Origin of the sequence: Sphingomonas sp., assembly GCF_030145815.1 — a bacterium.
Taxonomy (GTDB): Bacteria; Pseudomonadota; Alphaproteobacteria; order Sphingomonadales; family Sphingomonadaceae; genus Sphingomonas.
Map to the genome: position 1 here is coordinate 88,240 of NZ_JAIXHL010000005.1, position 24,591 is coordinate 112,830.

Sequence of the window (24,591 nt, forward strand, 5' to 3'; positions counted from 1 at the left end):
GAACAAATGTCGTCCGATCTTTTTCAATCCGGTTCCGCTTCCCCAACCAACAGCTACGACGCCAGCTCGATCGAGGTGCTGGAGGGGCTGGAACCCGTCCGCCGTCGCCCCGGCATGTATATCGGCGGCACCGACGAGCGCGCGCTGCACCATCTCGCTGCCGAGATCCTCGACAATGCGATGGACGAGGCGGTCGCGGGCCATGCCAGCCGGATCGAGGTGACTCTGGAGGTCGGCAACCGGCTGACCATCGTCGACAATGGCCGCGGCATACCGACCGATCCGCACCCCAAATTCCCCGACAAGTCGGCGCTTGAGGTGATCTTCTCCACGCTCCACGCGGGCGGCAAGTTTTCGGGCAAGGCCTATGCGACCTCGGGCGGCCTGCACGGCGTGGGCAGCAGCGTAGTCAACGCGCTGTCGACCGACATGGTGGTCGAGGTCGCGCGCGACCGCCAACTCTATCGCCAGCGCTTCAATCAGGGCGTGACGCTCGGCCCGATCGAGCATGTCGGCCCGACCCCCAACCGGCGCGGGACCAGCGTCGCCTTTACGCCGGACACCGAGATTTTCGGGGAGATGCAGTTCAAGCCGGCGCGGCTCTACAAGCTCGCCCGGTCCAAGGCATATCTGTTCGCGGGCGTCGAAATCCGCTGGAAATGCGCGCCCGAACTGATCTCCGACGACACCCCGGCCGAAGCCGTGTTCCAGTTCCCCGGCGGTCTCGCCGACCACCTCAAGGAACAGCTCGGCACGCGCGAGGGCGCGACGGCGGAGTTTTTCGCGGGACGGCAGGACTTTCCCGGCGAAGCGCAGGGTAGCGTCGAATGGGCGGTCGCCTGGCCGCTGTGGAGTGACGGGTCGTACAGCTGGTATTGCAACACCATCCCGACGCCGGACGGCGGTAGCCATGAACAGGGGCTGCGCCAGGCGCTGGTGCGCGGCATCCGTGCATTCGGCGAGCTGGTCGGCCAGAAAAAGGCCAAGGACATCACCGCCGACGACATCATGGTCGGGTCGGAGCTGATGCTGTCGGTGTTCATCCGTGACCCGCAATTCCAGTCGCAGACCAAGGATCGCCTGACCTCACCCGAAGCGACCGGGATGGTCGAAAAGGCGGTCCGCGACCATTTCGATCACTTCCTCACCGACAAGATGGAGCGCGGCAAGGCGCTGCTGAACTATGTGCTGGAGCGGATGGACGACCGCCTGCGCCGCAAGCAGGAACGCGAGGTCAAGCGCAAGACCGCGACCTCGGGCCGCAAGCTGCGGCTTCCGGGCAAGCTGACCGACTGTTCGGCAGACGACCCGGCCGGAACCGAGCTGTTCATCGTCGAGGGGGACTCGGCCGGCGGCAGCGCCAAACAGGCGCGCGACCGCAAGACGCAGGCGATCCTGCCGATCCGCGGCAAGATCCTGAACGTCGCGTCCGCGACCAGCGCCAAGATCGGCGCCAACAGCGAGATCGCCGACCTGATCCTCGCGCTCGGCTGTGGCACGCGCAAGGACTGTCAGCCGGATAACCTCCGCTACGAACGCATCGTCATCATGACCGACGCGGACGTCGACGGCGCGCATATCGCGACGCTGCTGATGACGTTCTTCTTTCAGGAGATGCCCGATATCGTCCGGCGCGGGCACCTCTATCTCGCCCAGCCGCCGCTCTATCGCCTGACTGCGGGCGCCAAGAGCCTCTACGCCCGCGACGACGCCCACCGTGCGGAGATCGAGGCGGGGCCATTCAAGGGGCGCAAGGTCGAAGTGTCGCGATTCAAGGGGCTTGGCGAAATGAACCCCGGCCAGCTGCGCGAAACGACGATGGACCCGGCCACCCGCTCGATGCTCCGCATCACGCTGCCGCAGGAATATGAGGAGCGCGCGGGGGTCAAGGATCTGGTCGACCGGCTGATGGGCACCAACCCGGCGCATCGCTTCGCGTTCATCCAGGAAAACGCCGCGCGGCTGGACGAGGAAGCGATCGACGCCTGATTTATTTTCGGCGGCGCTGTAAGATCGTCGCGCCGCCGATGACTAAAGGGGGCATGGACGCGATGACCGCCCCGATCGATGCCGATACCGATGCCGCTCCGGTCGCCGAGCAGGAGCGGCTGTATCAGCAGGCGGTCGCGGCGCACGCCCCCGCCATCGCCCGGCTGGCCCATGCGGTCGAACGCAACCCCGACCGCGCGCGCGACCTGGAACAGGATATTCACCTGGCGCTGTGGCGCGGCCTGTCGGGCTTTGCCGGACGCAGCGCGCTCTCCACCTTCGTCTATCGGGTCGCGCATAATGTCGCGGCCAGCCATGTGGCGCGTGACGCGCGTGGCGCCAAGGGCGTGGCGCTCGAAGACATTGCCGACCTGCCCGCCGCCGAGGATCCCGAGGGCGCAGCAGGAACGGCACAGCTGCTCGCGCGCATCCACGCCCTGATCGCCGCGCTGCGCCAGCCAGACCGCAGCGTGATGCTGCTCCACCTCGAAGGGCTGGAGGCGGCGGCGATCGGGGAGGTTACCGGCCTGTCCGCCAACCATGTCGCGGTCAAGCTGCACCGCATCCGCACCATGCTCGCCCGTCATTTCGCATCGGGAGATCCGCGATGAGCGATCCCATCGTCACCCTGTGGACCGCCCAGCATACCGATGCGCGCGCGCCCTCGCCTGCCGAGCTGACCGAACGCGCGCGCGTGCTCCGCCGCCGGGTGTGGCGGCGCGACGCGACCGAATATGCCGCGGGCGCGCTGGCCGCCGGCGTCTTTGGCTGGATGGGACTGGCCAGCCCCGATTGGGGCGTGCGCATTGCCTGCCTCGTGCAAATCGCCGGGCTGCTGGTGGTGATGCGCAACCTGTGGACGCGTCGCCCGGTCGATGATCCGGCGGCGCTGGACCGGGACGCTCTGAGTCATTTGCGCGCGCTGCTGACGGCACAGCGCGACGCGCTGGCCAGCGTCGGACGCTGGTATATCGGCCCGATGCTGCCCGGCATGATCCTGTTTCTGGGTGCAGTGAGCCGCGTCACCGCAACCAACACCGGATGGGGACCCGCGCTGATCGTCGCGGCGCTGGCGGCGGCGATCGTGTGCGGCGTCTTGTATGGCGTACTGCGGCTCAACCGCCACGCCGCCCGCACGCTCGATGACCAGATCGCCGCACTTGCCCCCGACTCCGCCGACACCGACCCATCGCAAGCCTGAAAGGACCGCCGATGCGCACTCTGATATTCGCCGTCGCCCTGTTGACCATGCCATTTGCAGCGCAGGCGCAGACCGCCGCCCCGCCCGCCCCCGCCCAACCGACGACCGTTCAGGCCGCGCCGGAGCTCACCCGCCGGATCGATTCGCTGCCCGCGCTGATCAATGGCACTGGCGATTTCGAGGGCGCGTTCGATGCCAGCTTCAAGGCACAGGTTCCCAAAGCACAGTTCGACGCGCTCGGCGCGCAACTCCGCGCGCAACATGGCAAGGTCGTCGGCATCGAACAGGTGAACCCGCGCACACCCCATCAGGCCGTAGTGCGGGTCGGGTTCGAGAAATCGGTGGCGACGATCCAGATCGTCGTCGACCCTGCCCCGCCGCACCCCATCACCGGCCTGCTGATCAGTCAGGTCGAGCCGCGCAGCGACGGATTTGCTCAAATCGAAGCGGATTTCCGCGCGCTGCCCGGAAGTGCTGCCTATGGCATCTACCGGCTGGGTGACGGCCGGACGCCGGTCGCCGAGTATCGCGGCGAGGCTGCGATGCCGCTGGGCTCCGCCTTCAAACTATGGGTGCTCGCCGAGGCCGCGCGCCAGGTTCAGGCGGGCACGCGCAAGTGGAGCGATGTGGTGAAGCTCGACACGCGGTCGCTTCCCTCCGGCATCACGCAGAACTGGCCGAGCGGCGCGCCGGTCACCCTGCACAGCCTGGCGACCCTGATGATCTCGATCAGCGACAATACGGCGACCGATACCCTGCTGCGCGCGCTGGGCCGCGACGCCGTTGATGCGATGGTGGCGCGCGCCGGGGCGTCCGATCCCGGCGTGACTCTGCCCGTGCTGACCACGATCGAGGCGTTCCAGCTGAAATCGCCGACCAATGCCGATCTGGCCGCGGCGTGGAGGGCTGCGGGACCGGACGGTCGGCGCAAATTGCTCCGCGACCATGCCGCGCGCCTTGCCGCGAGCAAGCCAGACGCGGCGATGTTCGGGGCGAAGCCGCTCGCGCTGGATGTCGAATGGTTCGCATCGCCACGCGACCAGGCGGCGCTGCTCGACTGGCTGCGCACCCGGGGCGGGGCCGAGGCGCTGGCGATCATGGCGGTCAATCCGCAGACGCCCGGCGACACCGGCTTCGCCTATGCCGGCTTCAAGGGCGGGTCGGAGCCCGGCGTGATCTATGGCAGCTGGCTGGTCCGGACCAGGGCGGGGCAATGGTATGCGATCACCGGCGGATGGACGCGCCCGGACGCCGGGGTCGAAACGCTAACGTTCATGACGCTGATGCAGCGGCTGATGCGTCAGGTGGCGGATTGAGCCAGCCACTCGTCGCGAAGCAGGCCGTAGAGCGTCGTGTCGCGCACACCGAGATGGGTTTCCCACTCGGCGCGCAGAAGCCCTTCAAGCTTGAAGCCAAGCCGTTCGAGCAGCCCGCGTGAGGCGGCATTATCGGGGTCGGTGTCGGCGAACACCTTGCGCTGCCCCTCGGCAAAGATGCGGCCAATCACCGCACTCACCGCTTCGCGCGCGAAGCCGCCGCCCCAATGCGTCCGTGCGAACAGGTAACCGAGTTCGGTGACATTGCCCTGCCGCTTCTCCCCCGCCGCGACCATGCCGATCGCGGTATCGTCGCCCCGCACCGTCACCGCCCAGGCGCGCCAGTCGTCCGCGTGCCGCTCGAAATCGGCGCGCGTTTCGTCAACGCTGGCATGCGGCGGGCCGGACCAGTAGCGCATCAGATCGGGATCGGCGAAGCTGGGGAACAGCGCGTCGGCATCGTCCACGCGACGCGGCCGCAGGATCAGGCGCGGCGTTTCCAGAACGATCGTTTCGCGCGGTGCGATCACATCGCGTCTGCCGATGGCTTCCGCGCCTGCTCGATCGCCTGCGCCAGTTCAGGCCGCGCGCAGTATCGAACCTCGAACTCGGTCAGGGCAGGCGGCTCGGGCAGGTCGTGCTTCGCTGCCTGCTCCTTTTCAAGGCAACGATAGACGGCATAGTCTTCCGTCATCATATCGATCGGAACACGCGACATATCGCGACGCGCAATCGGCGCGGCGAGATTGCGCAGGTACTTCGCCCAGCCTTCGCGATTTTCGGCGGCATTCTCGGTGCCGTCACCGGCGTTCGGCGCGATCACGATCGCTGCCCGCAACGATTCAGCTTCGTCAAAGCGACCGAGCTCACGCAATGCGTTCGCCGCGCGGGCACGCATCGCGATCGATTCGAAATCGGTGGCACGCGCCGCGCGCGCTTTGACCAGATCGACAAACTCGGCATTGTAGCGCGCGGCACGCGATACCGCGGCCGGGCCAGCGTTTTTGGCCTCCCAGGTCGCAGACAACAACAACCATTCAGCATCGGCGTCACCCAGCATCCGCGCTGTGTGAAAGGCGAGGTAATAGGGAGTTTCGCCCGCTGCGCGCTGCCCGCGATAGACCTCACCCTGAACATAGGGCGTCAGCTTGGCGATCTCGGGCCGGGTGAAATCGCGAAACATGACGAGCCCGTTGCCGGGGCATTGGGGGAGTCGGATGGGAAATTCGCCCGATCCGACAGGCATGCCGTCGGGCAATGACCCCCAGGTCGAGATGCTGCCCAGTTCCTGAAACTTGAATTTCTGGCCACCCACCGGACAGGTCTTGCGGACTGTGAAGTAGGTGCTCGCAACCGACGGCACGGCGATCAATGTCGCGATCGCCGCGAGCCAGGCCGCAACCCGCGTCACGCCTCCGCCAGCGCCTCGACCAGCGCCTTCACCTTCTTTTGCCGCCATTGCGGCAGCGGTGCGACCAGCCAATAGCCGAGGCGCGAGGGGTTCGGGTCGCCGACCACCGCGACGCGGCCGGCGGCGATGTCGGCGCGGGCGAGCAGTTCGGGCACGGTTGCACGGCCCAGCCCCTCTGCAGCGGCGTCGAGCGCGAGGCCAGCGTCGCCGACCTTGACCAGCGCGGTGCCATCCTCAGCCACGCAGCCGGGCCAGCCGATCGGGGTCTCGCCGCGCCCGCCGGGCTTGGCGACGGTGACCATGCCGTCGCTCTCCAGCGCCTCGCCCTCATGCTCGCCCGGGCCTTCGCCCCAGCGGATGGCAAGGTCGAGATTGGCTTCGGTAAAGTCGATCGCCTCGTCCGCGGCGATCAGCACGAAGCGCAGTTCGGGATCCTCCCGCGCGATTTCGGCGAGGCGCGGCATCAGCCATTTTTCGGTTAGGTCGCGCGGCGCGGCGATGGTCAGCGATTTGGACGATTGCCCCGCCTGCATCGCGCGCACCGCTTCCTCGAACTGGAGGAAGCCGGCCCGCAGTGCGGCAAGGCCGGCCTCTGCCTCCGGCGTCAGTTCCAGACCCTTGGTCGTGCGGCGGAACAGCACGACGCCCAGCGTATCCTCCAGCGCGCGGATCTGTTGCCCGACCGCCGCCGGGGTCACCGCCAGCTCATCCGCCGCACGGGTGAAGGACAGATGCCGCGCCGCCGCGTCGAGCACGCGCAGGCCGTTGAGGGGAAGATGTGTACGCTTCATGCCTTACTCCGCCACCGCCGGTGCGCGCAGCGCAAAGCGGGGGATCGCGACGTCGAACGTGTGTCCGTCGGCGCCAACCATCAGATAGCTGCCTTCCATCCAGCCGGTCGGCGTGGTGAGCGGACAGCCGGAGACATAATCATAGCTGGCGCCCGGCGCGATCATCGGCTGTTCGCCGACCACGCCCTCTCCCTCGACCATATGCTGGCCGCCGCGTCCGTCGGTGATCGTCCAGCGGCGCGACAGCAGCTGCACCGGCTGGTGCGACCCGTTTTCGATGCGGATATGATAGGCCCAGAACCAGCGGCCGCGGCCCGGCTCCGATTGTTCGGGCAAGTAGCTGACCGACACGCGCACCGTGATGTCGCGCGTGACCGCTTCCTGGCCGAACAGCGCCTTCACAGCCCGACTGCCCTCAAGGCCTGATCGAGATCGGCGATCAGGTCGTCAGGGTCTTCGAGGCCGACATTGAGCCGCAGCATCCCTTCGCGCACGCCCATCAGCAGCCGCTGGTCTTCGGCGACGCCGCTATGCGTGGTGGAGGCGGGATGCGTCATCAGCGACCGGGAATCGCCGATATTGTTGGAAATGTCGATGAGGCCGAGCGCGTCGAGCAGGCCATGCGCCTGGGTGCGGCCGCCATCGACCTCGAACGAGAAGATCGGGCCGACCGCCGCCATCTGACTCATCGCCAGATTGTGCTGGGGGTGGCTGGGCAGGCCGGGATAGTTGACTGCGGCAACGCGCCCTTCGAGGAAGCGGGCGACTTTCATCGCATTCTCGCTCTGGCGGCGGATGCGCAGGTCGAGCGTCTCTAAGCCTTTCAGCACCACCCAGGCGTTGAACGCGCTCAGCGTCGGCCCGGTGTTGCGGTGGAAGGGCAACAGCGTGTTGGTGATAAACGCCTCGGTCCCGCAGATCGCGCCGGCGAGGACGCGGCCCTGCCCGTCCATCATCTTGGTCGCGCTATACGCGACGATATCCGCGCCAAAATCCATCGGACGTTGCAGAGCGGGGGTGGCGAAGGCGTTGTCGACCACGGTCGTGATGCCGCGTTCGCGGGCGATGTCGCACACGGCTTTGAGGTCGACGATATCCATCGTCGGATTGGCCGGGGTTTCGAAGAAGAACACCTTGGTATTCGGGCGGATTGCGTCGACGAATTGCTGCGGATCGCGCGCGTCGACCACCGTCGTCTCGATCCCGAAGCGCGGCATCAGCGTGTCGGTCAGCCAGCGGCACGATCCGAACGCGGCGCGCCCGCCGACCAGATGGTCGCCCGCCGACAACTGGCACAGCAAAGCCGCCGTCATCGCCGCCATGCCCGACGCGGTGGCGCGGCACGCCTCGGCCCCTTCGAGCAACGCGATGCGCTGTTCGAGCATCTCGACCGTCGGGTTCTGCAGCCGCGAATAGGTCATGCCCTGCTGATCGCCGGCGAAGCGCGCGGCGGCGTCCCCGGCACAGTCATAGGCATAGCCCGAGGTGAGGAAGAGCGCTTCGCTCGTCTCCCCCCATTCGCTGCGCGCGGTTCCGCCGCGCACCGCGAGCGTTGCGGGCTTCCAGTTGCGGGTAATCTCGCGGTCTTGTCCGGTGCGGCGCTTCATGATGTCCCTCTAGAAGCGGATGGCGCAGGGGCGCAAGCGCAACGGGTGACGCACGCCTCAAGCTCAGCTATCGACCCGCCCAATGCTCGACCGTCTCGAACAGCGCCCCGTCCTGCTCGGCCTGCTCCTCGCGGTCGTTGCCCAATGCCTCTTCACCGTCGGCGTTGAGCGCCCCAGCATATTGCTGTTCGACGAGGTGCATTACGTCCCCGCCGCGCGAATCCTGCTCGACTTCTCGCACATCACCAATCCCGAGCATCCGATGCTGGGCAAGTCGCTGATTGCATTGGGCATTCATCTGATTGGGGACAATGCGCTGGGATGGCGGCTGTTTTCGACGCTGTTCGGCAGCGCGACGATTGCGGGGGTCTATGCCTTCACCCTGTTGCTGACCCGAGCCACGCGCCCGGCGCTGTTCGCCGCGATCTTCGCGATGCTGGGGCAGATGGTGTTCGTGCAGGCGCGGATCGGGATGCTCGACATATTCATGGGCGGGTTTCTGGTCTGGGCCGGTGTCGCCTTCCTCGCCGCGATGCGCGCCGAGTCGCGGCGGGCATGGGGCTATTGGCTCGCCTCTGCGGTGCTGTTCGGCGCGGCGGTCGGGGTGAAATGGGCGGCGATCCCCTACGTCGCGCTGGCGGGTATCGCGTTCCTGTGGCTGCGGCTCCGTGACGCCAAACGGTTCGGCGGGATGCACTGGCTGCCCGCGCTGGTCGTGCTCGGCGTGGTCAGCATCGCCACCTATTTCGCGACGTTCGCCCCCGCCTTTTTCTACACCACCAACCCGATGACGCTGGCGCGGCTGATCCCGTTCCAGTTCGAGATGCTGGCGCTGCAGACCCAGGTGCTCAGCCCCCATGGCTATCAGTCGAGCTGGTGGACCTGGCCGCTGATGCTGCGCCCGATCTGGTATTTCTATGAGCCCGATCAGGGGGCGATGCGCGGCGTGTTGCTGATCGGCAATCCGGCGATCATGTGGAGCGGGCTGGTCGCGGTCGCCGCCTGCTGGTGGGCGGGGGTGAAACAAAAGGCCGGAGTGCCGCTCGCCGTCGCAATCCTGTGGACCTTTTCCCTCGGGGTATGGGCGGTGATCCCCAAGTCGCTGGGATTCTTCTATTATTACTATCTTCCCAGCATCATCTTGTGCGTCGTGCTGGCCGTCGCGCTGCACCATTGGCGCGACTGGCTCAAACGGCGCGACGAGTGGCTGCTGGTGCCCGCGGTGGGGCTGTTCGCCTATTTCTACCCGATCATCGCCGCACAGGATCTGACGAGCACGCGGGCGTTCACCCGCTGGATGTGGCTGCCCGGTTGGGCCTAGCGCCAGCGCGGACCGCTGATGTCCAGATCGCGCGCCTTGAGCTGGTCGAGCACGCCCCCCTCTTCCGCCAGCACCCGGATCGGCACGACGGCCAGCGTCACGCCGGGCTGTTTCACCGCCTCGTCGAGCGCAGCCACCCATTGCCCGCGCAGTTCGGCGCCGAGCTGCGTGTCGGTCCAGGGCCAGCACCGCCCCAGCGCCGTCTCCAGCGGGTTCGCCATCAACCCCGGCACATCGAAGCTGGTCCACGCCTTGCCCCGCGCCGTTACGATCTGCGGCCCGATCTCCGCCGCAGCCATCGCCGCGTCGAGGCACGGCAGATGCGTCTCGGGCGCGGCGGCGAAGAGATTGTCGAGCATATCCTCGCCGCGCACCTCCCCGACCGGGCGGGTTGCGATGTCGCCGCGCCGCGCCGCCTTGCGCACGACATCGGTGGCGTCATCGCCGGTATCCTTGCTGAACGCCAGCCGCCGCGACAGCAGGTCGAACGACGTGATCAGGAAGTTGCGTCGGCTGTAATCCTGCTCGTAACGTGCTTCGATCGCGCGCAGCCGCGCCAGTCGCGGTGCGTCGAGATAGTCCGCCGCAACCCGCCCATCGGGCAATTTGGTGAGCTTCCCGCCCGCAAAGATCAGCCGCAGGATATCGCCCGGCGACACCTTCGCCTTGGTGCCGAGGATGATCCGCTGCGCGCCACCGGCGGCGCGTTCAAGCCGGTCGGGATACCAGGGCGTCGCCCTGGGCACATTGCGGATTTCGCCGACCAGCAGAACGACGCCGGTCTCGGTCCGCACTGTCCACATCGGCGCGCCGGATGTGCGGGCGGTGACCACCACCTCCTCGGTCGCGTCGGAAGCGGCCTCCTGCGCAGCGGCGGGCAACGGGGCGCTCGCAATGGCGAGCGCGAGGAACAAAGGGCACGAACGGATCATCCCCGCAGCTTCACTGGAAATCGCAGCACCAATAAGGCAGCTTCAATCGCATCCGCTCGCGAAGCGCGATGACAACGCGAATTTCCACACAGCTGTGCAGGATTTGAGCAGAAGGATCAATACCGCCCCCACACGAAACGCGACGACAGCGCGAAGTTCCACACCGCCGCCACTGCGATCCCCGCCAGCGCAGACGGCGCCCATTGCGCCTGCTGGACATCGTGCAGGAACGCCGCGACACCGATATTCGCGACTGCGCCGACCGAGCAGACAATGCAAAAGCCGATCCAGCCATCGAGCAACGGCCTCCAACCCTTCAACCGCGCATCGCGATAGGTGAGGCTATTGTTGAGGAAGAAGTTGAACGTCATCGCGATCAGCGTCGCGACGATCGTGCCGGTGAGGAAGCTGTATTCGAACAGGCGGAAGAACAGCCACAAAGCCGCGAAATGCACCCCAGCGCCGAGCGCTCCGATGGCGGAGAACATCACGAACCGCACCGGCACGACCCGCCCGAACATGCGGTCGTACAGCGCGATCAGAAACTCCATCGCGACGACATGGTCGAGCTTGCTCTCCCCGATCTGGCGCGTGCGGAACACATAGGGGAGCTCGACAAACTTGAGCGCGCGCGGGCTGGCGGTCAGGATGTCGAGCAGGATCTTGAACCCGATCGCTGACAGATGCGGGATGATCGCGCGCACCACGTCGCTGCGGATCATGAAAAACCCACTCATCGGATCGCTGAGATCGGCCTTGAGCACCTTGCGCGAGATGCGGGTCGCCAGTTCGGACTTGGCGACGCGGTCGCGGTCCCATTCGCCGGTGCCGCCGCCCTCGACGAAGCGCGATCCGATCGCGACGTCTACGGCCTCATCGGCCAGCAGCGCGTCGAGCATTTTGGGCAACAGCGTTTCGTCATGCTGCATGTCGCCGTCGATCACCGCAACGAACGGCGCGGCGGTGGCGCACATCCCCTCGATCGTCGCCGATGACAGGCCGCGCCGCCCGATCCGCTGCACCACCCGCACGCGCGGATCGCTGCGGCCGATCGTGCGGGCGACGTTGGCGGTGCCATCGGGGCTGTTGTCGTCGACGAAGATCACTTCCCAGCGCCGCCCGGCCAGCGCCGTGTCGAGCGCCGCGACCATCACCGGCACGTTGCGTGCCTCATTGAAGGTCGGGACGACGACCGCCAGTTCGAGGCCCGCGTCGCTCACGCCAGCGCCTGCACCACCGCGTCGCCCATCGCCTGCGTCGACAGCGTGCCGCCCAGATCCGCGGTGCGCGCGCCGCCGGTCAGCGCTGCCGTCACCGCCGCCTCGATCCGGTCCGCCGCGTCCGCCAGCCCAAGCGAATAGCGCAGCAGCATCGCCGCCGACAGGATCGTCGCGCAGGGATTGGCCTTGCCCTGCCCGGCAATGTCGGGCGCGCTGCCGTGGATCGGCTCGTACAGCCCCTTGCCGCTGCCATCGAGTGCGGCGGAGGGGAGCATGCCGATCGACCCGGCGCACATGCTCGCCTGATCCGACAGGATGTCGCCGAACAGATTGCCGGTGACGATCACGTCGAACTGGCCGGGGTTGCGCACCAGCTGCATCGCGGCATTGTCGACATACATGTGGCTGAGCTCGATGTCGGGATAGCCAGCCGCGACCTCGATCACGACGTCGCGCCACAGCTGCGAGGTTTCGAGAACATTGGCCTTGTCGACCGAGCACAGCTTGCCGCGCCGCGCGCGCGCGGTTTCGAACCCGACCTTAGCGATGCGGGCGACCTCGTCCTCATTGTAGGACATGATGTCATAGCCTTCGCGGCGGCCATCAGCGGTGGTGCGCATGCCCTTTTCGCCGAAATAGACGTCGCCGTTGAGCTCACGGACGATCACCATGTCGATCGCGCCGGCGACTTCGGGGCGCAGCGCGGAGGCATCCTCAAGGCCGGGGAACAGCGTGGCGGGACGCAAATTGGCGAACAGGCCGAGTTCCTTGCGCAATCCCAGGATGGCCTGTTCGGGGCGCAGATGCCGCTCCAGCGCGTCGCAGCGCGGATCGCCGACCGCGCCGAACAGGATCGCATCGGCACGCTTGGCCAGATCGAGCGTCGCGGGCGGGAGCGGATGGCCGTCGCTGAAATAGGCCGCACCGCCGACCGGCGCTTCCTCGAACGTCAGGCCGAGATCGAGGGCGTCGAGGACGCGGCGCGCCTGCGCGGTAACTTCGGGGCCGATCCCGTCGCCGGGAAGGATTGCGATCAACGGCATGACAACTCCACCTGCTCAAGGTGCAGGCCCCTTGCCGTGCTGCGCCGCATCACGCAACCGCCCTGTTGATGCGGTCGACCAACCGCCCCCGAGCTGCCAGCACCTCCGCCGCCTTGCCGTGGAGCAGGTCGCGGTCGAGGAAATGGCCGGTGAGGCGCAGGCCGTCGCGGATATCGTCCCACTCCGCCGCCCCGCCCTGGCGGAGGAAGGGGGGCAAGCGAAACAGTCTTGCTTCATAGCCGGTGGCGGCGGCGGCGCTGACGGCCATGCCGCTTTTAGGGCTGACGAACGCCAGATCCTCGGTCGCGCCGGTGGCGGCGCACTGGTCGAGGTCGAGGCCGAACCCGAGCAGGGCCAGCAGCAACAGTTCGTAGCGGACCATCGCCACCGCCCAGCCCCGTGCCGCCGGGGCGGCTTCGATCGCGTCGAGCAGCCCCTCCAACGCCGAGTGGAGCGGCGGATAGGGCTGGCCTTCGGGCAGGGCCGCGGCGGTCAGCGCGGTCGCCCAGTCGATCGCGGCGGCGGACAAAGGTTCGCGGAACAGGGGCGCGCGGCTGTGGACCAGTTCGGCCACCAGCGCCGGCAGCTGATCCTCGGTCCGGGCGCGCCAGTCGCCGAGGATCACATTGCCCGGCTGGAGCACCGGGCGGTGTTGCCGCGACCTTCCACCCCGGACATAGCCGGCCAGCAACCCCGCTTCGGCGGTCAGCGCCCTGACGATCGCCCCGCTTTCGCCATGCGGGCGGATCGCGACGATGATGGCGGGAGCACGCAGATGCATGCCCTGCCCTTATCCCCGGCGCAGCTTCTTGGACAGCTTCTCCAGCCCGACTGCGTCCACCAATGCCTTGCCGCCGGCCACTGTCTTGTTGAACCCGCCCAGTGCCGCCGTCGTTACGCGGTTCGTCAGGCTGGGGCGCAGCAGCAGCAGATCGACGCACGGCACCCCGCCGGTCGAATATTGGCGCTTATGCTGCCCATCGCCTTCGGTGAAGTCGAACCGCGCGAAGCGGCCCTCGTCGAACAGGTCCCTGAACGCTTCCACTTGCAACACCGCGCCGGGCGACAAATCGTTGAACGCCGGATCGTGGCCGACATATTCATAGACCAGATTGTCACCATGCGCGGGGCAGTAGAGATACGCCGCTGGCTCCCCGGCGATGAACAGCAGCCAAGCGCGAACGCGGTCCGCCGCCGCGGCGGTCAGCATCCCCCGGATAAACTCCGGCGTCGCGGGCAGCCCCTCCCCCAGCAATTTCTCCTGATAGGTGCGCAGCGCGATGCGGCGGGCGATGTCGTGGAACGTCTCCAGCTCCGCCGGGGTGCGATAGGCGCGAATGTCGAGATCGCCGCCCGAAACCTGTGCGATCTTCTTTGCCTTGCGCTTGGCCCCCTGTCGCGCATTGCCCGACAGGCTCGCCATATAGGCATCGAACCCGCCGGTCAGATCGGCATAGTAACGCGTATATTTCTGGCGAACGAAGCCGATCATCCTGCCCGAGGCATAGACCATCGCCTCCAGCCGATCCTCGGGCAGCGAGGTTACGACATAGCCATGCGCGTCGCGCGGCAGCGGGGGCAGCACGGGCAGACGGCCTTCGCGCGCTTCATCCAGGCTGAGCGGCACGCGGACCATGTCGCGCTGCACCGCCATCAACGTCCGCGCGCCGATGCGGAAATTGAGCGGGGTCGGTCGCGCGGTCGCGGTCATGCGGCGCGCTCCGACACCAGGTTCGACCAAAGCTGCTGCACCTGACGCATGCGGGTGCGGACCAGGCTGGGGCCGAGCGGCTGATCGTCCTGACCCAGCGGCAGATGCGACAGGTCGGCGAAATGCACCGTCTCCATCCCGCCGCGCCGCTCGGCCAGCATCGCACAGAGCGCGTCGAAGCGGGCGACGTGTACCGCATTGGGGCGGGTTCCCGCACGGTTGGCGAGTTCGAAGCCATGGCTGACGATGGTCACGGCCGCGTGTCCCGCCGCCACTGCATGGTCGAGCGCGTCGCGCATCTCCGCGGTGGACAGTGCGCAAATCTGGAAGTGGCGGAGATGACCGCGGACATCCTCGATCAGCGTTACCGGCACTTCGATCACGCCGCGATATTCGATCGGGGCGATCTGACGCGGGGCGAGGCCGATGGCGCTGGGCCAGGGATGTTCGGAACCATTATGGCTGCTGTCATAGCGGATGCCGAGCTCAGCCAGGGCAGCGAGCGTATCGTCGCTGGCGCTGTAGCTGCCCGAGCGGAAGGCGATCGGGCGCGGCGCCCCGGCGGCGACGAGCAGGTCGGACGCCGCGGCGATCAGGTCGCGCTGTTCGGTGAAGGTGAAGTCGATCAGTTCGAACGAGGCGGCGGCGCTGCGATCCTCGTCGCGCGCGGCGGCCCAATTGGGGTGAAGGTGCAGCTGAACCTCCTGCCCCGCCGCCAGGATCGCCTCCACCACGCGGCGGATCGGATCGAGGCCATAAGCCACCGCCGGCATCGGATCGACGAAGAAGGTCGCCTTGAGCCCATGTTCCGCAAAGCGGCGCAGCTGATAGCCGATGCCGACCCCGGCCGGCTCCAGCGACCGCTCCGCGATCTCACCAATCGGCAGCCCGGCGGCATGATGCCGCCACATCAATTCGGTATCGACCGTCAGGAAAACGCGCGTTGGCATGGCTGCGGCCTAGCGGACGTGGGTGAAGAAATCGCAAAATGTGGGCCGGGTTGGTGAACGGCGGGGTTCGCTATTAGGACAAACCGGACAAGATTGCCGTATGTGAGGGGCGTTGCCGGACACGTCCGCTCTGTGGAGGCGTGCGGGGGTGACGGCGTGCTGGGCATGGCGGGAGTGTAGTGGGTTGGGGGCTTGTAGGACAGCCCCCCGGAGGAATGCGGGGTTGGTTCGAGAAGAAGAACCCCTCCTTAGCCCCTCCCGCAAGCAGGAGGGGCTACAGGCATTACGGCTTGATCCCCCACTTGCCGAACCGGGTATCGACCTGAGGGTCCATCATCCGCGCCGCGACGATGTCGGAGTCCGCACCTGCCTCACCCCGCGCCTTGCGGATCACGCCGCGCATGAAGAGGCTGGCTGTCAGTTCCGGCTCAGTATCCAGTGCTGCGTTGAGGTCGCTCAACGCCTCGTCCGCGCGCCCGAGCCGGAAGTAGACCATCGCGCGGCTGTCGAGCGCGGGAGCGGGGCTGTCCATCAGTTCGATTGCGCGGGTGCAATCCCGCAGTGCGGTGTCCAGCGCCACCTTTTGCGTGCCCTTGAGCCAGCAACGGTTGTTCAGCAGCGTCGCGTTGCCGGGATGCGCCACGACCGCAGCGTCCAACACCGCCAGCGCTTCATCCACCTGTCCGCTTTGCGCGAGCAGGTCGGCCTTGATCGCCAGATAGCCCGGCTTGTCCTTGCCGCCCGCGTCGATGTGGAGCTGGACCATCTCCAGCGCCTTGTCATGCTCACCCTTCTCGCCGCGCAGCGCGATCGCGGTGCGGATCGCTTCGCCCGAACCCGGATCGAGTTCGGTCGCGGCATCGGCATCGGCAATGGCCTTGTCGATCTGTCCCATGGCCCGATGGGCGCTGGCACGGCGAAGATAGGCCAGAACCGTCGGCGACAGCGTGATCGCCTTGTCGAGGTCACGGACCGCAGCGGCATTGTCGAAAACGCGGTTGTGATACCAGGCGCGGTTGAAATAGCCGTCGGATTCGGAAGGGTCGGCGACGATCGCCTGATCATACACCGCCTGAATCTTCTTCAAGCCGCCCGATTTGCGCGCGGCTGTCACATCCTGCCAGCGCTGGGGATAGGTCACCGGAGCCGCAACGCGCAGCAACCGCGTCTTGGCCTGGGCCAGTTCGCGCCGGGCCGCACCGATATCGGCGGGAGCGACCTCTTCGCCGGTGACGATGGTGCGATCCTCGACCGTCACCACGTTCCCGGCCAGCGACGTGCGGCGCGTGACCAGCCTTCCCGCGAGCTTCTCCGGCAGTTTCTCGTCACCTTCAAAGGTAAAGCCCACGCCGCCCGCCGGGAGACGATAGCTCGTGCGGATGCGCGCGTGCATGGCTTCACCGGTCGTGACGGGCAGGTCGCGCCATGCCGGACGGCTGCGATCCGGCTCGAACCCGATCGCCCCCACGGCGTTGTCCAGCCCCGCCTTGTACCGCTCGCTTTCGCGCTCCCAGTCCGGATAGGCCACGCCGGATGCGGTAACCACCATGGTTCCGGTCGCGTCGTCGAAGCTGAGCTTGCGCTGGGTATAGGTGCCGGTGTTCACATATTCGCCGACCATGCGCGCAATCATTTTCTCCGTCTCGGCCTTGCCCAGCGCGGCTGCTGCGCCGCGGACCATCTGCACCACCTGTCCGCGCATCGTTACCTTCAGGGTGAACGGTGCGGGCAGATGGATGCTGGCGGTCTGGTCAATATCCAGTTCGGCATCGACATCGGGTCGCGCGCGGGGACGCAGCGGAAGCGTGATCAGCGCCGCCCCCTCTGCCCGCAGCGGCAGCGCATGGCGGAACGGCGGGGTGTTGCCGAGATCGTCGATCCGGTCGCCGCCGGACGTGCCGTCGAGCCACAGGCTCTCACCGCCAATCTGCGCACGCACGATGACATGGTCGAACGCCGCCGGCATCGGCAGCCGCTTCGGGACCAGATCGCCCATCCGGCTGTGCACCAGAACCGCCTCTGCCTCGATCCCCAATTCATGCAGGATTGCGAGCAGGATCAGCGTCTTGGCCTTGCAGTCGCCATAGCGCAGCGACCAGGTTTCGGCGGGGGTTTGCGGGACGTAATTGCCCTGTGCCATGCCGTTGAACAGGTACCGGACCTTGTCCTGCACCAGTTGCAGCGCGGCGGCGGTTCGCGCGCGGGGGTCGGTCGAGGCGGACGCAATCGCCGCAACTTCCTTTGCCAGCGCGCTGTCGGGCGCGATCAGCCCCTTGGTCGCATAGAGCGGTGCCATGGTCTTCGCGACCGCGCCCCAGTCGGCATAGGTGGTGGCGTCGAGAAAGGTGATCGGCTGAAACCGCGTCGGCGCGTCGCGCGGAATTTCGGGCGGCTTGGCGATCGGCAGTGCGATCTCCAGCTCGCGGTCGCCGCCCGCAGTCGCCACGGGACCGAACTTTGCCCAGTCGGGATACGCGCGCCAGTTGACCTTGGTCGCTTCCGGCCAGACCAGCCGGGCGCGGCCGAAACGCACCTGCATCGGCTGTGCGAACAGCGGCAGGCTGCCCTGCACCTCTCCGCCCAGCGTGGGATCCTTGCGGGTGGTCGAATAGCGGAGCCGCAACACGTCGCCCACCCGCAACCCTTCGACCGGCATGGTCGCGGTGAGCATCCCGTCGAGCTGCAGCTGCTCCAGTTTCTGCTCGCGGCGCAGCACCGACAATTCCTTGCCGCCGGCGAGCAGGTCGATCGTCTCGCCGCCGCGCAAAATCTGGGCGCTGTGGACGATCAGATCGCCATGATCGGGGTTCCAGGGCATCTGGACCGTTCCCGCCTGAGCGAGGATCTGGGCCGAGGCGATGCGCGTCGCGGTCTCGAGGTAATGCCACACCTGACCGTCGGCGAGCCGCTGCTGGTGATCGATGACGAGGAAGACCGGTGCATCATCCGCCAGCTTCGCCATATCGATCGGCGGCGCCGGCTTCACCCAGCCGGGCGCAGCGGCATAGAGCGGCTTGTCACCGGCCCAGGCGGGCGCGGTGCTGGCGAGCAAGATGCCCAGGAACGCTGACTTATGGAACATCGATAACCCCCAGTGTTTCCACGCAAACCTAACGGCTGGCGATCCGGGGGCAAGCGCGATTGCCAGAAATCGTCGAAGGATCACGGCTGCCGCGCTGAAGTGAGGGATCGCAGCCGGCGCAGGGTCGCAGTTGCGCATCCTTTACCCGGAACCTCCCCCGCCGCGACGGGTTAGGACGGCCATGATCGTTACGAATCCGGTTCGGTCCGCGCGATGAGTCGCTGGGCGTGGGTGTGGCGCGTGGTGTCGCGGCGGCTGTGGTTTCGCGCGGCGGCGTTTTCGCTGGCGGCGGTGGTGCTGGCGTTGCTGGCACCGCTGGTGGCGCCTTTGGTCCCCTATACGCTGGGGGCGAAGATCGGGGCGGATGCGGTCGACAATATCCTGGGCATCATCGCGTCGAGCATGCTGGCGGTCACCACCTTTTCGCTGACGGCGATGGTTTCGGCCTATGGCGCGGCGACGTCGAACGTCACGCCGCGCGCGGTGGCGTTGCTGGTCGAGGATTCGACGTCGCAGAACGCGCTGTCGACATTCCTGGGCGCGTTCCTGTTCGCGATTGTCGGGATCATCGCGCTGTCGACGGGATTTTACGGGCAGCAGGGGCGCGTGTTGCTGTTCGCTGGGACGATCGCGCTGATCGTCGTGATCGTCGTCACGCTGCTGCGCTGGATCCAGCATATCGCGCTGCTCGGGCGGGTGCATGACACGATCACGCGGGTCGAGCGTGCAGCCATCGCGGCGGCGGAGCGGATGCAGCATCGCCCGCGCATCGCGGGACTCGCGGTGGCGCCGGTGCCGAAGGGCGCGGCGCCGGTGCAGTGTGGGGAGCGGATCGGCTATGTCACCAATATCGACGTCGCCGAGCTGGGCGAAGCGATGGCGGCGTGCGGCGGCGTGGTGCATCTGGCGGTGCTGCCGGGGAGCTTTGTCGATCCGGGGCGCGTGGTGGCGTGGGTGGTGGACGGCGATGCCGACGTGTGCGCGCGGGTGGCCGAGGCGATCACGGTGCAGCGCGACCGCAGCTACGACCATGACCCGCGCTTTGGCCTGATCGTGCTGTCGGAGATTGCGTCGCGGGCGCTGTCGCCGGCGGTCAACGATCCGGGGACGGCAATTGCGGTGCTGGCCGCGCAGCTGCGGGTGTTCGACCAGATGGCGCGGGTGACGGGGCAGCCGGCGGATGAGCGCGTGGTGTTCCCGGCGCTGGAGATCGAGAAGCTGGTGGTCGATGCGTTCCGCCCGATCGGACGCGACGGCGCGGCGATGGTCGAGGTGGCGGTGAAGCTGCAGTCGGTGCTGGCGGCGCTGGGCGGGATTGCACCCGACTGGGCAGCGGCGGCGCGGCATGCGGCGGAGGACGCCAAGGCGCGGGCGCGGGTTGCGCTGACGACGGAGGAGGAACGGCTGGCAGTGGTGCGGGCGTTTGGGGAGTGGATGGATTAGGGAGTGGGTTGGGACAGCTGCCTTTCCGCTATCGACCCCGTAGCGGACATTCGTGGCAGGGTTTACCAATGGCTTGATGACATTTGATTTGCCCTACGAAGGCCGCACACAACGCGGCACATTTGAGCGCTTCTGGGTAGCCCCATTCGCTATAGACGGCGAACTGCTTGGCGTCGGGGCGTGTCGATTTGATGAGTTGTCCCACCATTGGCTTGGCGTCTGCAGCTCGCTGATCAATCACTTTGGGCCTGTATTCGATCAGCCTCTCCAAGGGCCGCTCAATCATCTTCGCATAAAGTGCACAGCCGCTGAAAGCGCAGCGATGGTTGTTCTCTATGTCCATGGGCAGCCAGCATCGTCGTTTGCCATTGCGACTGATGTTGTTCCAGCGACGGACACGCAGGTTCTTGCGATGTTCGCTGAGTCGATCCGGGGATCGACCCACCAGTTTCAAGTATCAAACATAGAATCACCCTTCAGTGAGATGACGACCCTAGCTCAGCGGCCACTGATGGTCGTAGTCCCGTGGCCGCATTCATCTATCGCGGAGCAAGACCACGAACTCACGAAAGAATTAGGTTGGCACTTCGCGGCAGCTTTGATTTGCAAGCTACGTGGATAACAGATTTCCACCCAGTTTGTGCCGCCCCGGCTCTCGCAGCGCCAACCCAATAGCGGTCATGCCCAAACCGCGATACGATGGCGGGATGTCAAAAGCCTTCCTAGTCGTTGAAGACGTGTTCGACGTTACCGGGCGAGGTCTGATCGTTGTGCCCGGCCCCCTGCAAGACGAGTATGCCGGCCCTCGCGAGTTCCCGGTCACACTTCGAACACCTGAGGGAATCGAGCATCCTGCTACCCTCACTCTCGAACACATGTTTCAGTCGCCGCCGCCGAAAGAACACCGCTGGGTTTGCTTGCTGCGCGACGTGACAAAGGCCGGCATCCCCATTGGGACGGAGATTTGGGCAAGCGAGCCGTAGGTCCGCTAACCACCCAATAGCCGACGCCACCCCGCTGTCCCGACAGCGGTCATTTATCCATTCACATCCCAACCCTCACCGCGAATGATAAAAATCATACACCTGCTGCGCCACCGCCGCGCTTACACCCGGCGCTTTCTGTAGATCCTCCAGGCTCGCCCCGCGCACCGCCTTTGCCGTGCCGAAGTGCATCAGCAGCGCTTTCTTGCGCGCCGGACCGATGCCGGGGACGTCGTCGAGCGGGCTGGCGCCGATGGCCTTGGCCCGCTTGGCGCGGTGTGCGCCGATGGCGAAGCGGTGGACTTCGTCGCGGAGCTTCTGGATGTGGAACAGCGCGGGGGCGTTGGTCGGGAGCATGCGTTCGCTGCCGTCCATCAGGTGAAACACTTCGCGGCCTTCGCGGCCGTGGTGCGGGCCCTTGGCGACGCCGACCATGCAGACATCCTCGATCCCCAGTTCCTCCAGCACGGCGCGGGCGGCGCTGAGCTGGCCCTTGCCGCCGTCGATCAGGACGAGGTCGGGCCAGACGCCCTTGTCGCGATCCGGGTCTTCCTCCTGCGCGCGGGCGAAGCGGCGGGTGAAGACTTCGCGCATCATCGCGAAATCGTCGTTCGTCGCGGCGCTCTTGATGTTGAACTTGCGATACTGGCCGGTGCGGAAGCCTTCTGGCCCAGCGACGATCATCGCGCCGACGGCATGGGCGCCCTGAATATGGCTGTTGTCATAGACTTCGATGCGGTCGGGCGGTTCGGAAAGACCAAATAGATCAGCAATGTCGCGCAGGATCTTTGCCTGGGTGGTCGATTCGGCCATGCGGCGGTCGAGCGCCTCGATCGCGTTGCGCTTCGCCTGATCGAGCAGGCGGCGGCGGGTGCCGCGTTGCGGCATGCCGATCGCGACCTTGCGCCCGGCGCGTTCGGCGAGCGCTTCGGACAGGAGCTTCAGATCGTCGAGGTTGCGATCGACGAAGATGGTGCGCGGTGGGGGCACCTCCTCATAGAATTGCATGAGGAATTGGGTGAACACCTCATCCTCCGGCACGTCGGCGGTGTGCGCGGGGAAGAAGGCGCGGTGGCCCCAATTCTGGCCGCCGCGGATGAAGAAGGCCTGAATGCCGATCTGGCCCTGTTTGGCGGCCATGGCGAAGATGTCGGCGTCGCCGATCCCCTCGGCATTGATCGCCTGGCTGCCCTGGATGAAGGTCAGCGCCTTCAGCCGGTCGCGCAGGATCGCGGCGAGTTCGAAGTCGAGATTCTCGGCGGCGGCCTGCATCTGCTCGCCGAGCTTCGTCTGAACCTTGGTCGATTTTCCCATCAGGAAGTCGCGGGAATCGGACACGAGCTCGGCATAGCCCGCCTTGTCGATGCGATCGACGCACGGGGCCGAGCAGCGGCGGATCTGGTAGAGCAGGCACGGACGGTCGCGGGTGTTGAAGAAGCTGTCGGTGCAGCTGCGCAGGAGGAAGAGTTTCTGGAGCGCGTTCAATGTCTTGCGCACCTGACCGGCGCCGGCGAACGGGCCGAAATAATCGCCCTGCGCGCGGCGGGCGCCGCGGTGCATCTGGACGCGGGGGAAGTCGTGGTCCTTGCGCAGGAGGATGTAGGGGAACGACTTATCGTCGCGCAGCAGGACGTTGTAGGGCGGGCGGAAGCGCTTGATCAGCTGGGCTTCGAGCAGAAGCGCCTCGGCCTCGTTATTCGTCGTCACCACGGTCATCGACCGGGTCTGCGCGATCATGCGGCGCAGGCGGTTGGAGAGCTTGGCGGGCTGGGTGTAGTTGGCGACGCGGTTCTTGAGCGCGCGGGCCTTGCCGACATAGAGCACGTCGCCGCGCGCATCCTGCATCCGGTACACGCCAGGGCGGACGGGCAGCGTGGCGAGCACGTTGCGGATCGCGGCGACACCGGCGTCGAGGTCGGGCGTTTCCGACCCGCGCACGGCGTAGGTGGCGGTTTCTTCGTTGAAGCGGCTGGGGGAATTGGGGTCGGCGGTCACCGGGGTGATGTAGGGACTCGCCGCCGATTCAGCCAGCCGGAAGCGATGCGATCCACGCACGGATGCCGGGCGTATCGGACAGCGCGCCGGTCCAGCGGTAACGCGGGGTGGCGGGGACGTTCGACCCGCGCTGACGCCCGCGATAGACTTTGGTCGGCAGCCACGCGCGCATGACGCCGCCGGGCAGCTCGAACCCGCGAATCTCCATGTAGAGCGTGTCGGCGTCGGTCTCCTGCCCGACATGCGTCGCGCCGAGATCGGTGAGGATATCGACCGCGTCGAGGCAGGCAGAGGCGCAGCCGAAATCGGTGAGGACGAAGACGCGCGCCGTGACCGGGTCCGGCCCGGCGGGGAGCGGCGGGCGCACGGCGCGGGGCGCGGCGGGGTCGGTGAAGCGCCAGAAGGGTTCGCCCCGGGCCTGTGCGCCCTTCATCCCATCGACCAGCAGGGTGACGAGGCGATAGAGTTCGGGATTGTCCTTGGGATCGAGCTTGGCCGCGAACTCGGCAAAATTGGCGAGATTGCCAGCGGAAATGCGATAGTCGGCGGCGGATTCGCTCCAGGTCTTGGCGTCGAACCACGGCTTGCCCCACAAAGCGCGGGCGCTGCGGGCGATCCATTCGGACGATCCGCCATTATTGCCGCGCAGGTCGAAGACGAGGCGCGGGGCGGCGGCGAGGTCGGCCGACTGCGCCTCGATCGCGCGGACCAGCTCGGTCAGGCGAATACCATCCTCGCTCTGCGGGTCGCTTTCGAAGCTGCCCATGTCGATCCACACGCTGCCATCGGGCAATTTGCTCATGCCGATGCCGGTGGTGAAGCGGGTGCCGACAGCTTCCGTGATCAGCTGGCCCCGGCGTTCGGCGGTGATCGGGGTCCAGTTGATGCGATAGGCGGAGCGCTTGCCCGCATCGGCGAAGGTGCAGCGCCGGGCTGGCGCGCGCCAGACATTGTCGGAGCGTAGGAACAGGCGCGGCGCATTGCGCACCCGCGTCGCGGTGAGCGACCAGCGCCCGGTGAGCGGACCGAGCCGGTCGGCGGCGAACGCCTCCACGCCCTTGCCATCGCACCCGATCAGCCGCGCGCCGACCGCGGGGCGGCCCTCCCCTTCGCTCTGCACCACCTGCCACACCCCGTCGCGCAGCGCGACGACGAAGCCCGGCCAGCGATAGTCCCAGGGGTGGCGATAGCTGCGGTCGATCGGCGTCACGCCGAGATGCCCGTCATCGAACGCATTGCCGAATTCGGTCATCGCCCAATAATAGTCGCGATAGCCGATGCCGGGCTTGGCGCGCGAGATGGCGAGCCGATAGCTGCGTTCCAGCAGCGCGTTGAAGCCGGGATTTTCGCGGTCGATCGGGCCGGGATGCGAATCGAGAATGGCGTCGCGAAACGCGGTCGCGTCCTGCCGCAGCAGCGCGGCGTAATCGCGCGCCTGTGTGGCGGGTGCGGGGGTCTGTGCCAGCGCGGGCACCGCGAGACCCATTGCGACAAGGCCGAACGCCACCGACTTCATCCAATCCCTCCCCGGAAAGACTCGGTGAGCATATCAGGGCTTTTGCTACCTTCCAGCCCCTTGCCAACTGGTCGGTGGCT

22 protein-coding genes are annotated in these 24,591 nt (G+C 66.9%); 7 read left to right on the plus strand and 15 right to left on the minus strand.

All coding sequences use genetic code 11. From position 1 onward, the window contains the following. The first annotated feature begins 6 nt into the window (after positions 1 to 6). Genes parE through KYX69_RS06005 form a run of 4 tightly spaced genes read left to right on the plus strand, consistent with a single transcriptional unit; the run spans position 7 to position 4,506 of the window. The gene (gene parE, locus KYX69_RS05990; RefSeq protein WP_300494970.1) at positions 7 to 1,989 is read left to right on the plus strand and encodes a DNA topoisomerase IV subunit B; all 1,983 of its coding nucleotides are present in this window, start codon (positions 7 to 9) and stop codon (positions 1,987 to 1,989) included. A 38-nt stretch (positions 1,990 to 2,027) separates the two neighbouring features. Beyond that, complete coding sequence (locus tag KYX69_RS05995) at positions 2,028 to 2,600, plus strand: sigma-70 family RNA polymerase sigma factor (RefSeq protein WP_300494973.1); 573 nt, start codon at positions 2,028 to 2,030, stop codon at positions 2,598 to 2,600. Beyond that, on the plus strand, positions 2,597 to 3,190 hold the full coding sequence (locus KYX69_RS06000) for a hypothetical protein (RefSeq protein ID WP_300494975.1): 594 nt from the start codon (positions 2,597 to 2,599) through the stop codon (positions 3,188 to 3,190). The genes KYX69_RS05995 and KYX69_RS06000 overlap by 4 nt, the downstream gene beginning before the upstream one ends. An 11-nt stretch (positions 3,191 to 3,201) precedes the next feature. After that, on the plus strand, positions 3,202 to 4,506 hold the full coding sequence (locus KYX69_RS06005) for a serine hydrolase (protein ID WP_300494976.1): 1,305 nt from the start codon (positions 3,202 to 3,204) through the stop codon (positions 4,504 to 4,506). Here the strand turns inward: KYX69_RS06005 and KYX69_RS06010 are convergent. From KYX69_RS06010 to KYX69_RS06030, 5 genes are read right to left on the minus strand one after another with little or no spacing between them, the layout of a single operon-like run. Then, positions 4,491 to 5,036, minus strand: a complete 546-nt coding sequence (locus tag KYX69_RS06010; RefSeq protein ID WP_300494978.1) for a GNAT family protein — start codon at positions 5,034 to 5,036, stop codon at positions 4,491 to 4,493. The genes KYX69_RS06005 and KYX69_RS06010 overlap by 16 nt on opposite strands. Further along, the gene (locus tag KYX69_RS06015) at positions 5,033 to 5,917 is read right to left on the minus strand and encodes a hypothetical protein (protein WP_300494980.1); all 885 of its coding nucleotides are present in this window, start codon (positions 5,915 to 5,917) and stop codon (positions 5,033 to 5,035) included. Before KYX69_RS06015 ends, KYX69_RS06010 begins: the two co-directional genes overlap by 4 nt. Further along, positions 5,914 to 6,708, minus strand: coding sequence for a LysR family transcriptional regulator (locus KYX69_RS06020; protein WP_300494983.1), 795 nt, complete (start codon positions 6,706 to 6,708; stop codon positions 5,914 to 5,916). The genes KYX69_RS06015 and KYX69_RS06020 overlap by 4 nt, the downstream gene beginning before the upstream one ends. A gap of 3 nt (positions 6,709 to 6,711) precedes the next feature. Continuing rightward, on the minus strand, positions 6,712 to 7,110 hold the full coding sequence (gene apaG / locus KYX69_RS06025; RefSeq protein WP_300494986.1) for a Co2+/Mg2+ efflux protein ApaG: 399 nt from the start codon (positions 7,108 to 7,110) through the stop codon (positions 6,712 to 6,714). Further along, positions 7,107 to 8,315 carry an aminotransferase class I/II-fold pyridoxal phosphate-dependent enzyme gene (locus tag KYX69_RS06030; protein ID WP_300494989.1) on the minus strand — a complete coding sequence of 403 codons (1,209 nt, stop codon included), beginning with the start codon at positions 8,313 to 8,315 and terminating at the stop codon, positions 7,107 to 7,109. The genes apaG and KYX69_RS06030 overlap by 4 nt, the downstream gene beginning before the upstream one ends. Before the next feature lie 82 nt (positions 8,316 to 8,397). Between KYX69_RS06030 and KYX69_RS06035 the strand changes: the two genes are divergently transcribed. Continuing rightward, positions 8,398 to 9,636 carry a glycosyltransferase family 39 protein gene (locus KYX69_RS06035; protein ID WP_300494992.1) on the plus strand — a complete coding sequence of 413 codons (1,239 nt, stop codon included), beginning with the start codon at positions 8,398 to 8,400 and terminating at the stop codon, positions 9,634 to 9,636. On the opposite strand, the gene KYX69_RS06040 is transcribed toward KYX69_RS06035, so the two are convergent. The 7 genes from KYX69_RS06040 to KYX69_RS06070 all read right to left on the minus strand — a co-directional run bounded on the left by KYX69_RS06040 (position 9,633) and on the right by KYX69_RS06070 (position 18,574). Beyond that, a complete protein-coding gene (locus KYX69_RS06040; RefSeq protein ID WP_300494995.1) occupies positions 9,633 to 10,568 on the minus strand; it encodes a TraB/GumN family protein in 936 nt (311 codons plus the stop codon). The genes KYX69_RS06035 and KYX69_RS06040 overlap by 4 nt on opposite strands. A 116-nt stretch (positions 10,569 to 10,684) precedes the next feature. Next, positions 10,685 to 11,788, minus strand: coding sequence for a glycosyltransferase family 2 protein (locus KYX69_RS06045; RefSeq protein ID WP_300494998.1), 1,104 nt, complete (start codon positions 11,786 to 11,788; stop codon positions 10,685 to 10,687). Further along, on the minus strand, positions 11,785 to 12,831 hold the full coding sequence (leuB, locus tag KYX69_RS06050; RefSeq protein WP_300495001.1) for a 3-isopropylmalate dehydrogenase: 1,047 nt from the start codon (positions 12,829 to 12,831) through the stop codon (positions 11,785 to 11,787). The genes KYX69_RS06045 and leuB overlap by 4 nt, the downstream gene beginning before the upstream one ends. A gap of 49 nt (positions 12,832 to 12,880) precedes the next feature. After that, positions 12,881 to 13,612, minus strand: coding sequence for a DNA repair protein RecO (recO, locus tag KYX69_RS06055; protein ID WP_300495003.1), 732 nt, complete (start codon positions 13,610 to 13,612; stop codon positions 12,881 to 12,883). 9 nt (positions 13,613 to 13,621) lie between these two features. Then, positions 13,622 to 14,542 carry a GNAT family N-acetyltransferase gene (locus KYX69_RS06060; protein WP_300495005.1) on the minus strand — a complete coding sequence of 307 codons (921 nt, stop codon included), beginning with the start codon at positions 14,540 to 14,542 and terminating at the stop codon, positions 13,622 to 13,624. Further along, positions 14,539 to 15,492, minus strand: coding sequence for a polysaccharide deacetylase (locus tag KYX69_RS06065; protein WP_300495008.1), 954 nt, complete (start codon positions 15,490 to 15,492; stop codon positions 14,539 to 14,541). Before KYX69_RS06065 ends, KYX69_RS06060 begins: the two co-directional genes overlap by 4 nt. Before the next feature lie 283 nt (positions 15,493 to 15,775). Continuing rightward, positions 15,776 to 18,574, minus strand: a complete 2,799-nt coding sequence (locus KYX69_RS06070; protein WP_300495010.1) for a DUF3857 domain-containing protein — start codon at positions 18,572 to 18,574, stop codon at positions 15,776 to 15,778. 213 nt (positions 18,575 to 18,787) lie between these two features. Between KYX69_RS06070 and KYX69_RS06075 the strand changes: the two genes are divergently transcribed. Further along, positions 18,788 to 20,017, plus strand: a complete 1,230-nt coding sequence (locus tag KYX69_RS06075) for a DUF2254 domain-containing protein (RefSeq protein WP_300495012.1) — start codon at positions 18,788 to 18,790, stop codon at positions 20,015 to 20,017. A gap of 28 nt (positions 20,018 to 20,045) precedes the next feature. On the opposite strand, the gene KYX69_RS06080 is transcribed toward KYX69_RS06075, so the two are convergent. Continuing rightward, the gene (locus KYX69_RS06080) at positions 20,046 to 20,360 is read right to left on the minus strand and encodes a hypothetical protein (protein ID WP_300495015.1); all 315 of its coding nucleotides are present in this window, start codon (positions 20,358 to 20,360) and stop codon (positions 20,046 to 20,048) included. 364 nt (positions 20,361 to 20,724) lie between these two features. Here KYX69_RS06080 and KYX69_RS06085 point away from each other — a divergent pair, with 364 nt between their 5' ends. Next, a complete protein-coding gene (locus KYX69_RS06085) occupies positions 20,725 to 21,000 on the plus strand; it encodes a hypothetical protein (RefSeq protein WP_300495018.1) in 276 nt (91 codons plus the stop codon). 75 nt (positions 21,001 to 21,075) lie between these two features. Here the strand turns inward: KYX69_RS06085 and uvrC are convergent, their stop codons facing one another. Then, positions 21,076 to 22,995, minus strand: coding sequence for an excinuclease ABC subunit UvrC (uvrC, locus tag KYX69_RS06090; RefSeq protein ID WP_300495215.1), 1,920 nt, complete (start codon positions 22,993 to 22,995; stop codon positions 21,076 to 21,078). A gap of 28 nt (positions 22,996 to 23,023) precedes the next feature. Beyond that, positions 23,024 to 24,511 (minus strand): hypothetical protein, encoded by a 1,488-nt coding sequence (locus tag KYX69_RS06095; protein WP_300495021.1) that lies wholly within the window; start codon positions 24,509 to 24,511, stop codon positions 23,024 to 23,026. Positions 24,512 to 24,591: the final 80 nt, after the last annotated feature.